The organism is Ectobacillus sp. (genome assembly GCF_056992975.1).
The window spans coordinates 1-12,953 of the sequence record NZ_JBXKMX010000092.1; the positions used below are offsets into that span (position 1 = coordinate 1).

Sequence of the window (12,953 nt, forward strand, 5' to 3'; positions counted from 1 at the left end):
GCTACTTGCGAAACCATCATCTGTTGTTTTCTCATTACGTTTTGCTTACCAAGCAGTACTTCCTTCCCTTTGTTTGTCACATACAAGACGGGAAATTGACTTCCTGTAATACCTATATATTGTTCAGATGTTAGAAAATCAACAAAGTCCATAATGTCTTTCGTTGATTTCTGTTTGAGTATTCCGTATGTAGAGAGATTATCAAATCCCAGTTCCCGTACTTTTTTATTTGCAGAACCTGCTAGTACCTGGCTAATCACAGTTTTTCCAAATCGTTCTCCCATCCGTATCATACAAGATAGTATCATTTGTGCTTCTGTCGTTACATCAATGGAACTACGCGTATCTGTACAATTGCTACACCTACCACATGGAGATACGTCCGATTCACCGAAATATTGTAAAATATATGCTTGTAAGCATCCCTCCGTATAGCAATAGTCTTTCATCAACTGTAACTTGTTTAAATCCTGTTCTTTACGTTCCTCATTGTGGGATTGTTCAATTAAAAATCGTTGAAGCTGTATATCCTGTGCCCCATATAACAAAACACATTCACTGTCCAGACCATCACGCCCAGCTCGTCCTGCTTCTTGATAATAGCTTTCCATATTTTTCGGCATTTGATAATGAATAACATACCGTACATTGGATTTATCAATTCCCATACCAAATGCATTGGTTGCTACCATAACGGTTATATCATCTTGTAAAAACGCTTCCTGCGATGCAATGCGTGCAACGTCTGTCATTCCTGCATGATATTTTCCTACTTGTATCCCCTGTTTTTCCAGATATTCATAAACATGATTTACTTCTTTTCTTGTGGCAGCATATATAATTCCAGCTTCTGTTTTATTCTTCTTTACATAATCTGTTACATACTTGATACGATTTTGTCCTTTTACAATTTTGAAGGATAAATTTTCCCTTTCAAATCCTGTAATTACTGTATGCTCTGACGGTATATTTAACAATTGACAAATATCTTCTCTTACTTCAGGTGTAGCTGTTGCAGTCAAGGCAAGAACGGTAGGTTTGTTAGAAAATTGTTGTAGAAACGTTTGGATTTTTACGTAACTTGGACGAAAGTCATGTCCCCATTGTGAAATACAATGGGCTTCATCCACAGCAATTAGCGAGATTGAAAGCTTTTGGAGTTCTTCCATGAATGAAGGAGATTCCAATCGTTCTGGGGCTATATATAAGATTTTATAATCACCATGCTGCATACGATGCATACGCTCTTTGGCATTTTCAAATGTTAACGTACTATTTAAATAGGTTGCTGGTATGCCAACTTGTTCTAAACTATCTACTTGATCTTTCATTAATGAAATAAGCGGTGATATAACGAGGGTTATGCCAGGAAGTAAAAGAGCAGGTATTTGATAACAAATTGATTTCCCGCCACCTGTTGGCATAATCCCTGCTGTATTTTCCCCAGCCAACACACGTTCAATAATCTGTTCTTGACCTACGCGGAATGATTCATATCCGAAGTATTGTCGTAAATAACTACTAGCTTTTGTAGACACGCACTATTCCCTCCATTCTACTTGTATTATAGCATATAGAATGAAGTGGCTGTCCCTTACATAAAAAAGGCACTTCACTTATGATACATGAAGTGTCTCTTCTAGTTTGAATAGAATCATAATTATAACTTCCATAATTTTGAGAAGGAAATGAGGCTGAGTAAATTTACATTGTTAGCTTTTCCATTTTCCTTTACTTTAGATGAAAATGTAATCAAAAATTCTTCCCAAATGACACCCACTACTTTCTTAGATGCTGGAATTTCCTTTATCGTTTGAATCGTAAGATGGATTGCCTCCTCCAAATGGATTAGTGCCTTCTTTAATTGATCAATAATTTGTTCGTCTCGATTTTCCATCTTACTTCTCCTCCATTATTCCTGTCTATTGATACATTCGCTCGTCACAACTCGGTTCAATTTCTGCTTCACACTCGATAGCAGTTTGTTTGTCTAATTTCTTTTTAATACGTTCGAATTTTACCTCTGCCACCATATCCTCCATACCTTCTTTTGCAGATACAATCCAATACTTCGTTTGCTTTGATAAATCTCTCGCTAAAGGTCGCAATGCTTTTTTCGCAATGGGAATAACAGCTGATGCTGCAATGAGTAAGGCAGAACCAATAATGATGCGTTGTGCATATTTTTGTAGCATATGTAACCTCCAATCAGTATGGCTAACGTCCATCATTCGGCAGGCTAACGAATGATGGAGCACTGCCACCATTTGAATTAATAAGAGTAGCATTAAGCTGCCGTCAAACTTGGACTTGTCAGCATAGTAGGTTGACGGTGTTTCAACATCCTTGTAACAGGCTTTGCAATAATTGCTGCGCCGCTAGCTATGACAAAAATCGGAATCCACGCCCTAATCGGCAATGCAGCCGTTTGAAACACAGATGATAACGTCGGAATATAAATGGCTGCTAAAAGTGATATTCCTGATATACCAAGCGCACCTATCAAGAATTTATCTTTTGACCATTCTTTAAAACTAGCTTGTCTCCATGAGAAGGTTTGTACCAATTGACCAGCAACTAAAGCTGAAAACGCAGTCGTTTGAGCTACAGCTAACGGCAATCCAGCAGCTAAGCTTGTCACAAACAATCCGATTGATCCAGCACCTAATAAGATCCCTCTTGCTATAACTTGCGAATATAGCTCTTTATCTGCGATGCCTTGTCTTTTTATTTGTGCGCTTTGATTTCCGGGATTGATGGCTAATACCATTGCTGGCAGTGCATCTGTTAATAAATTCATTAACAGAATTTGAACGGGTATAATTGGTAAAGGCAATCCAGCAATGACCGCTGTACTTGTCACAATGATTTCTGCTAAGTTCCCACTTAGTAAGCAACCAAGTGCGTTTCTAATATTACCTATGATACTTCTTCCTTCTTTTACTCCGTCAATAATGGAATTAAAGCCGTCATTTTTTAAAATAACATCAGCGGCCTCTTTCGTAACTTGAGTTCCCGATACTCCCATTGCAATGCCGACATCTGCCTGCCTAATCGCGGGTGAATCATTGACACCATCCCCGGTCATAGCTACAATCTGACCTGCCTCTTGTAATGTGGCGATAATTTTCAGCTTATGCTCTGGAGAAACTCTGGCGAAAATTGCGACATTATTTATGTTCTGGAGCAATTCCTCATCGGATAATTCATCTAATTCAGCGCCTGTCATAATTGTTTGGGATTCATTCCATATTCCTATATTTTTGGCTATAGCTAATGCCGTCTTAGGATGATCACCCGTTATCATGATGGGTTTGATTCCAAGATTAATACATTCCTTTACACTCAGCCCTACATCATCTTTTGGAGGATCCATCATCCCTATCATTCCGACATAAATTAAGTCTTCATCGTAACCATCGTAGCAGCCGTCTAATGGCTTTTCATTTAATGGGCGGTAAGCAAACGCTAATACACGCAAGGCTTGCTCAGCAAACTCATCGTTTTGCTTTAAAATTTCAGTTTGAATTTCCTCTGTTAATGGGTATATCTTCCCATTTTTTTGAAAAGTTGAACATCGCTCCAACACTTTTTCAATCGACCCTTTTGTCATGAGGTAGCACGTCTCTTGCTCGTTCTTATCTTCTGTACAAACAACGCTCATTTTTCTATCTTTTGAATCAAACGGCACTTCGTGAACACGCTTCCAATGTAGATGATCGTGTAACCACTTCGCTCTTTTTCCAGCTAATGTCAAGATGGCTCCTTCCGTTGGATCGCCAATTATTTTCCAATCATTATCCTGCTTTTCGAGTTTCGAGTTATTACATAACATTCCTATCATAAGGAGTTGATTTAATTCTTCACACTCATGTTCTTCCCCTTTACTATTACATATTTTCCCTTCAGGACAATATCCTGTACCTGTCACATCATAAATGGAGTGAACAGTTGCAACTTTTTTTACCGTCATTTCATTTTTAGTTAACGTGCCAGTTTTATCTGAGCAAACTACTGTAATTCTTCCTAACGTTTCAAGAGATGAAAGCTTGCGAACAACCGTATTTTTCTTTGCCATGCGAAGAATTCCAGCTGTTAATGCAATGGTGATGGTAACAGGCAAGCCCTCCGGAATAGCAGAAGCAGTGAGGGCTACCGATGTAACACCCAGCTGACCAATCGGCATTCCTCTTAGAAGCCCAGCAATAAAGACAAAGCCACCCGCAACTAAAGCAACTTTCATAAATGTTTTACTAATGGAAGTAATTTGTTTTTGAAGTGGTGTCTCTTCCTTTTTTTCTTCCGTTAACATGGTTAACACATGTCCCATTTCAGTACGATTCCCTGTTTCAACAACTATACCTTTTAATTTCCCACGTGTAATATGAGTACCTAAATATAATAAATTACTTCGATCACCTAACGCGGTCTGTTCCCCGATTGATGCAGAATCTTTTGTTATAGGTAACGATTCTCCTGTTAATGACGATTCATTAACTTCTACATTCCAATTTTCTAGTATTCGAATATCTGCAGGTACGCGGTCTCCTGCTTCTAATAAAATAATGTCGCCAGGTAACAACTGAGCTGCCTCGATTTCTTGTTTGGCTCCTTCTCGTATAACGAGGCAAGCAGGCGGAACAAACTTAGTTAACGTATCCACGGCCTGCTCTGCTTTTCTTTCTTGCATCGTACTTATGCCTGCATTAAAGAGAAGAATGGATCCCATAATAATACCATCAAAAAAATGTCCACTCACTATACTAAGCAAGGCGGTCGTACCTAATATAACGGTAGTAAATTCTTTGAATTGTCCCAGATAGCCATAGATCCAATGAGGCTTAGCCTTACGGCGGAGTTCATTTTTTCCGTACTTTTCATAGGCAACCTTTATTTTTTCTTGAGATAAACCAAGGCTTGTATTACTTTTGAAAAATGCTAGTACTTGTTCTCCATCCATTGCATGCCATTTTATTTCTTTCTCACTATTTTCTGAAATAGGAGGAATAGAGGGAACGTTTCGTCGTAAGTTGTTTTCAGACCAGCGTTGGGAGCGGGACATAAATACTAAACTTAAAGCATCTCCGACCAATGCAAGTAAAGGTGCTTGTACGATACAAGATGCGGCAAGAATAGAACCAACAACATTCCAAACTTTGGTCGTCCTACCATACATATCAACCCGTTTGCTTACTTGTTTTGCTAACATAAGAGTATGGCATACAGAAGAGAATTGCGAAACAGTAACAGAAGGATAATGTGATACAATCGCATCACTTCGATTTATCATTTGGTTTAGAACAAACAACACTTCTTCTCTTTTCTTTGGAAATGACTGAGCCTCTTCTATAATAGAAAGTTGATAGCTAGTTTGATCTACGTTTTGAAGATTTACATTTATTGAATTTCGTAAAAATGAAATGGATACGCCGTTATCTCTAAGTTGATTCAAGGTTTCAATATAATCAGATCGAATTGTATTGTTTTCAACTACTATAGCAGCATCATCAAATACGACCTGTTTCACTCTCGCTAGTTGGTGAAACGAGCCATTTAGTGGAACAAATAGATTTTCCTCTCGCACTATCTGCTCAGCTTGCTTCCAAGTATATTCAGTTGAAATGGTAATAGGACGAGGATTGGCAGCAAGTAAGATTGCAAATGCAGTTAACGGATTACGCGTTATTGCGAAACTAACAACCGCAGCACTAAAACCAGCTACGTTCATTAATCGACTATAGCGTTCTATTTCAGGAGCTACATACGTTTGATCAATTACATCCTCATCTAAACTTTTTTGTCGTTTCCAATTTATATACTGCAACATACTTAAACCAGCAAGTACGACTAGATTTTCTCTTACTAAAGCCAGTGTTAGGGCACTTACACCTAAGATAAAATCTACAGGTATCCCTTTTCGTTTCTGTAATGCTTGCAGGCCCTGTTTAATAAATGGATATCCAGTTCCAATTGCAAGTATTCCACTTATATAAAAAGGAAACGGATGCCTAGCAAAACTAGATCGTCCGAAAAGCAGTTGTTTTATCCCCAATACTCCCAATCCACCTATTGATAAAGCGAGTGGTAACGGGACTTTCTCCCGATCATCGGTAGAATTTATACTTCCGTCGTCGCTTAAACTAGGCTCTTTTGCATAACGCCCAAGCCAAGCTACGTTAGAACTATGATTACTGTCAACACTTGCAGCTATTTCCGCAAAGGCGTTCTTTTGCATATGTGTTTCTTCTACTGACATTGCCTGTATACATTTTTGAAAAAGAACGTCTTCAAACTTGTGTAGATAGAGATTAATAATGGCAAAAGGTAATTGACCCTCATCATATATAAGCAAAATATTACCTGTTATTACATTTGCTGAAGCAAACACTACACCGTCAATAGTTGAAAAAATAGCTTCGAATTTCTCCTTTACATAATGATTATCTCTTAATCCGTATACTTGTGTTCGAATTCTCCCAGGCAAGACAGACTTGGGATCCGTTTTATATAATGTATCCTGCATGGAACATTCTCCTTCTACTAGAAATTTTTTCGTAATATCTTGTTATTTAACTCCCTAGCTTATGACAATGATACAAACAATATAACGATTGCTACACTCGAACTTAATTCATACATCGTAGTATGAACAATAAGCTTCTTAGATATACAGAAAAACATTCATACAATATTGCTTGTATGAATTACAACAATTTAGGAAACGATTAACTTAAATATAAAGAGAAAGGTGAGATTTCCCTATGTTAAAACGATTATTTAATAATCCAGTTGGTCTTATTTTAACGTCAGCTACCTTATTACTTGTACTATCACCAGAGGCAAGACGCGGTACTAGAAAACTTCTTGTTAAAGGAGCAGGAACCGTTCTTGCACTCGGAACCCAAATGAAGGAAGCTACTACTGGTGCTGTAAAACAGATAGGCTCTATTGTAGAAGATGCAAAATTAAAACAAGATGATAGAAACCTCCCTAATCTAACAAAAAGCGTACAGGATACTGGACAAGCAATGAAAGATGGTATCGACACAATCGTTCAAAAGACAAAGGCCGCTTTTAGTGACTTAGGAGCAAGCAAAGAACGAGATCTACAAACTGAGCAAAATCAAGCTGAATTACATGCTTATAATGTGCTGGACAATGATAAAATCAAAGAAAAATTAAATGAAATTGAAAATCAACTACATTAATTACATGAAAAAGAGAGAGCCTTTCCAAGTGCTCTCTTCTTTATTTAGGATTCGGTTCCAATAAATTGTTTCTGTATGGTAGATATTTCTTCCGTTTCGTTTTCACTTCTATTAAAAAGAACTTTTCCTGTTTGCCATCCTACAAACGAGCCAATTCCATCACCAACCATACCTCCGATAATCGATCCAATAATGGTACCTACTCCTGGGAAAATGGATGAACCTAGTATAGCTCCATATTCAATACCTGCCATTGTTCCTATGGAACCAATTACATTTTTTGAAGTGTACGCTGCATATTTTTGCTTACTGATTTGTCCCTCTGACACAGCTTTCGTATCTTGAATTTGTGAAATTCCACCCGTGATAACACCTGTCCATATGGAAGCTTCGTTAAACATTACATTATCCTCCCTTTTAAATAGTCTATACTATTAAGATGAACGAACCCTTTATGAAATATGCTTCTTTTTTATGCGGTCTACAGTGTAAACCATAGGCTGCATGTTCTTGTATTGACCAGCCCTGAAAAAGTTGATAAAATCGATGTAATATTTAGAATTTGCCGCGATGATCGTTATGGGTAATACTATAACAGGAGCAGCTTCTGGAGAGACTGCATACTGCAGCGCCGAAGGATTCACAATCTCAGGCAAAAGGACAGAAGAGTAACCGATCAAGCTTTTCGGTATTCTTTTTACTTATCTGAGATTGGAGGAAACTCCAATCTTTTTTATTTTCATTTTCCATGCATGGTTGAATAACAAATCAACACAGATTTCTACCAACATAAAGAGGTGAACATAGTGACACACAGAAGAGCAGTAGTTAGCGTAATTGGCAAAGATCAGGTTGGAATTATTAGTAAGGTGACTCATGTGTTAGCAGAGAATCATGTAAATATTTTAGATATTAGTCAGACCATATTACAGGATTTTTTCACAATGATGATGATTGTAGATGTATCGACCCTTGAAGATTTAGCAACGCTGCAAAATCAATTTGACAGGATTAGTGAAAATATGGGATTAAAAATCAACATTCAACTTGAAGAAATCTTTCACGCCATGCACCGCGTGTAACGTATATCTCAGATAGTGTAAGAGCAACTACCCTTACACTTGATACAACAGAGGAGAGAAACATATGGCTATTGCACTTGATGAAATGCTAGAAACAATCCAAATGGTTCAAATGGAGAATTTAGATATACGGACTGTTACAATGGGAATTAGCTTACGTGATTGTGCAGATTCTGACTTTAACAAGATGAATACCCGTATTTATCAAAAAATAACCACTTATGCAAGTGAATTAAAAACAGTTGCTGAGGAAGTTGAACGGGAGTATGGTATACCAATTATTAACAAGCGAATTTCCATTACCCCAATTGCTGAAATACTAGGAAATGCAACCGTGCAACAAACTGTAGAACTAGCAAAAACACTTGACAGGGCTGCAACCGAACTAGGTGTTGACTTTATAGGAGGATTTTCAGCACTTGTACATAAGGGAATTACAAAAGGTGACCAAACGTTGCTTGATGCACTCCCAGAAGCATTAAGTGTAACACAGCGCGTATGCTCATCTATTTCAGTCGCTACTACTCGAACAGGAATCAATATGGACGCAGTTCGTAAAGTAGGCGAAATCATAAAGGAAGCTGCTGAGCGTACCAAAGATGAAAATGGAATTGCTTGCGCAAAGCTCGTTGTTTTTTGTAATCCGGTTGAAGATAATCCCTTTATGGCAGGTGCATTCCACGGTGCTGGGGAGGGAGAAGTTGTATTGAACGTTGGGGTAAGTGGTCCAGGAGTCGTTTTACATGCATTAAAACGATACCCAGATGCGGATCTTGGCGAAGTAGCTGATATCATCAAAAAAACAGCTTTTAAAATTACTCGTGCTGGAGAATTGATCGGACGAGTTGTAGCAAAAAGACTTGATGTACCATTTGGAATTATGGATTTATCTCTAGCACCTACAAATGCTATAAACGATAGTGTCGCTGAAATATTAGAAGAAATCGGACTTGAACGTGTAGGGACTCACGGAACGATAGCGGCTCTTGCTCTTATGAATGATGCAGTCAAAAAGGGTGGTGCAATGGCAAGCTCTTACGTCGGCGGATTAAGCGGTGCTTTTATTCCAGTTAGTGAAGATAACGGGATGATTCGTGGAATTATTGATCAATCTTTAACGTTGTCTAAACTAGAAGCGATGACTTGTGTCTGTTCCGTAGGACTTGATATGATTGCGATAACAGGTGATGTCTCCCCTTCTACCCTATCTGCAATGATAGCAGATGAAGCTGCAATTGGGATGATAAACAAAAAAACCACAGCCGTTCGTGTTATCCCGGTTCCAGGTAAGAAAGAAGGCGAAATGGTGGAATTCGGCGGACTTCTTGGACGTGCTCCTGTTATGGGCATAAATCCATTCAGCTCTGCGAAACTTATTCAACGAGGAGGAAGGATTCCAGCTCCTCTACAATCATTAATCAACTAAGAAAAGCAAAGGCAGAAGCCTTTGCTTTTCTTAGTTATGCTCAAGACTCGTAGATGTTTGATATTTTTTTTGAGAAGCAAAGATTAGGGGATATCCAATCAATAATAAACATACGATCAGCGATATAACTCCTATCCATTTGTAATTTGTCCAGAAGACTCCTCCAAGCGAACCAACTAAACTAGATCCAATGTAATATAGCAATAGATATAAAGAAGAAGCTTGTGATTTATTTAATTCCGCTCTAGCCCCTACCCATGAGCTAGCAATGGAGTGGCTCCCAAAGAATCCGAACGTGAAGATCGTTATCCCGAATAATTTAATTATAAAATTAGGAATCAATGTCAGGAGTGCTCCGCAAATCATAATGCACAATGATACTTTTAACGTAATTGAACGACCGTATTGATCGGCTTTCTTTCCCATGTACATAGAACTATATGCCCCCCCTACATTCACAAGAAACAAAAAGCCAATGAGTGTTTGGCTTAAATTATAAGGAGGCTCCATGAGCATAAATCCCACGTAGTTATATAATGTAACATAGCTTCCCATTAATACGAATCCCATACATAGTAATGGAATTAATAATTTATTATCCAAATGAACCCGATAAGCATCTAATGCAGGCTTCCACTGAAACGATTGTTTCTTATGATTTGCAGGAGAAGGAAGTAGTTTCCAAAATAAGAGACTCATTACTATTGTGATGAGTCCAAGTATAGCAAGTGCAACCCGCCATGAATATAAATCAGTCAGGATTCCGGTCACGATTCTACCAACCATTCCTCCAATACTGGTTCCAGCTATATAAAGACCCATTATCTTTCCGATTCCACCTGGATGAAATTCTTCACTTGTATAGGCCATTGCAATAGCCGGAACACCTGCCACAGCAAGACCTAGAATACCCCGAAGAACAATAAGTGTACCATAATTTGGACTACATGCAGTGAAAAAACCTAGAACAGATGTAACAATCATGGATAAAATCATAATTTGCTTTTGACCAATTGCATCTGCTAACGGTGCTGCAAAAAGCATTCCAACAGCAAGAGCAACTGTAGATAAAGATAATGTTAAGCTTGCAGCTGTTGCAGAAATATGAAATTCTATTGCGAAAATTGGTAGAATAGGTTGTGTTGCATATAAGGTTGCGAATGATACAAATCCAGCTAGAAATAATGAAATACATGCGTTTTTATATTCCTTACTCCCTCTTTCAAAATATGTCATATAACTTCTCCTCTATTTCCAATCTAACTTTGTGGTATCTATGTTACTCTTTTCTTTTCCATGCGTCTAATTTATAATTTGCATTAATATGATGCGTATTTGTTATAAAGAAGATAGTAGGTGAACTTATATGGAATGGCACCAACTCGAAAATTTTATTGCCGTAGCGGAACTAAAGCATTTTACAAAAGCGGCCAAAAAACAAATGATTTCACAGCCGGCTTTAAGTCGATCCATTATCAAGCTTGAGCAAGAATTAGGAATTCCCTTATTTATTCGAGATGGGAGAACGATTACCTTAACTCGTTATGGAACAATATTTTTGGAAAAAGCACAACAAGCGCAGGCGCGAATTCGTGAAGGAATCGAAGAAATTCAGGAAGTCATTTCACCAGATGGAGGAGAAATATCTGTTGCATTCTTACATACACTAGGAGCGAATTTGATTCCTCAGCTCATTGTCGATTATAAAAAAATCTATCCTAATGTTACGTTTCTATTATTTGAAGGTGCCAACAATTATTTATTAGAGAAAGTTGAGAAGGGATTGGTTGATCTTTGTTTAACCTCCCCTCCCGTGCCAAGGGAGAATATTGAATGGGTAACCTTGACAACAGAACCGTTGTATCTTGTGGTCCCTCGTAATCACTATCTAGCTAACCAATCAAGTGTTTCTATCAGTACCTTAGAAAATGAAGATTTTATTTCTTTTAAAAAGGGATACGGATTACGTTATATTTTTGATCAAATGTGTACGCACCTTCAATTGAAGCCTACCATTACATTTGAGGGGGAAGAAGTTCCCACGATTGCTGGCTTTATAGCAGTTGGACTAGGAATTGCTGTATTGCCAAAGACAAAGGAATTAGATGAATCGAAGATGAAACTTTTACCAATTGATGATTATTCATGTAATCGTTCCATTGCAATCGCAACCTTATCTGATCATTACCTATCTCCTGCTACACGAAAATTTAAATCGTTTGTAATTGATTATTTTAATAAGTAAGTAACAAAAATATAAAGAGACTCTCCCAAAGTAAAAGAGTCTCTTTATAACAATCCATATTCTATAAAATTAATCTTCTATTTTTCTTACATCAACGATAACTTCAAGATTTTGCCTATCCGTCCCACGATAAATTCCCTTCATTGGGACAATATCGCTATAATCTCTTCCGTGTCCTAATTTCACATAGCGTTCATTGATATTTCCATTATTTGTAGGATCAAACCCTACCCATCCAATACTAGGAACAAATGCTTCTACCCATGCATGAGATGCTTGTGTAAAATCAGCTAGTCCTCCTTGTAAATCACTTACATAATGATACCCACTGACATACCTTGCGGGAATGTGAAGATATTTACAAATTGCTATCATTAAATGGGCATAGTCTTGACATACCCCTCTTTTCATTGTCAAAAAATCTGTCACAGTAGTATACACATGAGTTACCTGTGGATCATATGTAAAATAAGAATAAATCATAGCAGAAATCTGTTCAAGTAATTCATGTATACTTGTCAGTGGTTTAGAATTACGTATTTCTTCGGCAAAATTTACTATAGCAGGTGTAAGAGATATATAATTGGTCGTAGTTAAATATTCCGCATAATCATTTTGAAATTCTTCACTTCGAAGTACCTTCAATTCTTCTCTAAATGGAATGATTTGTGATTCCGTTCTTTCGATTTCATGCGTTACAACAATTGAATGAGCTTTAATTTCGATTTCTTTATGAGGTTCGTAGATAGAAAAAGAATAAACATGATTATTGAAAAAAACATCGTATGAAAATGTGGACACCGCTGGTTCCATGACTATGGAATGATGATAACAGGATTGTCTGTGATTGGTTTTAGGTGTCAGGCGAATCTCATTGACACTCTTGATGACAGGTTCCTCGTATAAATATCGAGTCAAATGAGATATTTCGAGCTTCATACTCTTGAAACCTCCTCTTGAAAAAATGCTTTTGAAATAACGGATCCAATTTC

The 12,953-nt window shown here is 37.6% G+C and carries 11 protein-coding genes and 1 riboswitch; of the genes, 4 read left to right on the forward strand and 7 right to left on the reverse strand.

Features of this window, described 5'->3' with window-relative positions:
- From recQ to AC11ZT_RS04550, 4 genes are all read right to left on the reverse strand, one after another.
- Positions 1 to 1,538 (reverse strand): DNA helicase RecQ (recQ, locus tag AC11ZT_RS04535; RefSeq protein WP_484058465.1); only part of this gene is annotated, 1,538 nt, incomplete at its 3' end.
- A 122-nt stretch (positions 1,539 to 1,660) separates the two neighbouring features.
- Positions 1,661 to 1,897, reverse strand: coding sequence for a hypothetical protein (locus tag AC11ZT_RS04540; protein ID WP_484058466.1), 237 nt, complete (start codon positions 1,895 to 1,897; stop codon positions 1,661 to 1,663).
- 25 nt (positions 1,898 to 1,922) lie between these two features.
- On the reverse strand, positions 1,923 to 2,195 hold the full coding sequence (locus tag AC11ZT_RS04545; protein ID WP_484058467.1) for a DUF5132 domain-containing protein: 273 nt from the start codon (positions 2,193 to 2,195) through the stop codon (positions 1,923 to 1,925).
- Positions 2,196 to 2,287: 92 nt separating this feature from the next.
- Entirely contained in the window at positions 2,288 to 6,523 is a 4,236-nt protein-coding gene (locus tag AC11ZT_RS04550; protein WP_484058468.1) for a cation-translocating P-type ATPase, read from the reverse strand.
- 238 nt (positions 6,524 to 6,761) lie between these two features.
- Between AC11ZT_RS04550 and AC11ZT_RS04555 the strand changes: the two genes are divergently transcribed.
- Complete coding sequence (locus AC11ZT_RS04555; RefSeq protein WP_484058469.1) at positions 6,762 to 7,208, forward strand: hypothetical protein; 447 nt, start codon at positions 6,762 to 6,764, stop codon at positions 7,206 to 7,208.
- A gap of 44 nt (positions 7,209 to 7,252) precedes the next feature.
- On the opposite strand, the gene AC11ZT_RS04560 is transcribed toward AC11ZT_RS04555, so the two are convergent.
- The gene (locus AC11ZT_RS04560; protein WP_484058470.1) at positions 7,253 to 7,609 is read right to left on the reverse strand and encodes a hypothetical protein; all 357 of its coding nucleotides are present in this window, start codon (positions 7,607 to 7,609) and stop codon (positions 7,253 to 7,255) included.
- A gap of 196 nt (positions 7,610 to 7,805) precedes the next feature.
- Positions 7,806 to 7,882: riboswitch (glycine riboswitch) on the forward strand.
- A gap of 132 nt (positions 7,883 to 8,014) precedes the next feature.
- On the opposite strand from AC11ZT_RS04560, the gene AC11ZT_RS04565 reads away from it, so the two are divergent.
- Both AC11ZT_RS04565 and AC11ZT_RS04570 read left to right on the forward strand, forming a co-directional pair.
- Positions 8,015 to 8,290, forward strand: coding sequence for an ACT domain-containing protein (locus tag AC11ZT_RS04565; protein ID WP_484058471.1), 276 nt, complete (start codon positions 8,015 to 8,017; stop codon positions 8,288 to 8,290).
- Between the two features lie 64 nt (positions 8,291 to 8,354).
- A complete protein-coding gene (locus AC11ZT_RS04570; protein ID WP_484058472.1) occupies positions 8,355 to 9,716 on the forward strand; it encodes a DUF711 family protein in 1,362 nt (453 codons plus the stop codon).
- A 30-nt stretch (positions 9,717 to 9,746) separates the two neighbouring features.
- Here the strand turns inward: AC11ZT_RS04570 and AC11ZT_RS04575 are convergent, their stop codons facing one another.
- Positions 9,747 to 10,952 (reverse strand): MFS transporter, encoded by a 1,206-nt coding sequence (locus AC11ZT_RS04575; RefSeq protein WP_484058473.1) that lies wholly within the window; start codon positions 10,950 to 10,952, stop codon positions 9,747 to 9,749.
- A gap of 130 nt (positions 10,953 to 11,082) precedes the next feature.
- Here AC11ZT_RS04575 and AC11ZT_RS04580 point away from each other — a divergent pair, with 130 nt between their 5' ends.
- Complete coding sequence (locus tag AC11ZT_RS04580) at positions 11,083 to 11,961, forward strand: LysR family transcriptional regulator (protein WP_484058474.1); 879 nt, start codon at positions 11,083 to 11,085, stop codon at positions 11,959 to 11,961.
- 69 nt (positions 11,962 to 12,030) lie between these two features.
- Here AC11ZT_RS04580 and AC11ZT_RS04585 read toward each other — a convergent pair whose 3' ends face one another.
- The gene (locus AC11ZT_RS04585; protein ID WP_484058475.1) at positions 12,031 to 12,900 is read right to left on the reverse strand and encodes a transglutaminase family protein; all 870 of its coding nucleotides are present in this window, start codon (positions 12,898 to 12,900) and stop codon (positions 12,031 to 12,033) included.
- Positions 12,901 to 12,953 lie beyond the last annotated feature (53 nt).

Coding starts and splice junctions, on each gene's coding strand:
- AC11ZT_RS04540 (WP_484058466.1), bottom strand. CDS start 1,897: ATGGAAAATCGAGACGAACAAATTATTGATCAATTAAAGAAGGCACTA.
- AC11ZT_RS04545 (WP_484058467.1), bottom strand. CDS start 2,195: ATGCTACAAAAATATGCACAACGCATCATTATTGGTTCTGCCTTACTC.
- AC11ZT_RS04550 (WP_484058468.1), bottom strand. CDS start 6,523: ATGCAGGATACATTATATAAAACGGATCCCAAGTCTGTCTTGCCTGGG.
- AC11ZT_RS04555 (WP_484058469.1), top strand. CDS start 6,762: ATGTTAAAACGATTATTTAATAATCCAGTTGGTCTTATTTTAACGTCA.
- AC11ZT_RS04560 (WP_484058470.1), bottom strand. CDS start 7,609: ATGTTTAACGAAGCTTCCATATGGACAGGTGTTATCACGGGTGGAATT.
- AC11ZT_RS04570 (WP_484058472.1), top strand. CDS start 8,355: ATGGCTATTGCACTTGATGAAATGCTAGAAACAATCCAAATGGTTCAA.
- AC11ZT_RS04575 (WP_484058473.1), bottom strand. CDS start 10,952: ATGACATATTTTGAAAGAGGGAGTAAGGAATATAAAAACGCATGTATT.
- AC11ZT_RS04580 (WP_484058474.1), top strand. CDS start 11,083: ATGGAATGGCACCAACTCGAAAATTTTATTGCCGTAGCGGAACTAAAG.
- AC11ZT_RS04585 (WP_484058475.1), bottom strand. CDS start 12,900: ATGAAGCTCGAAATATCTCATTTGACTCGATATTTATACGAGGAACCT.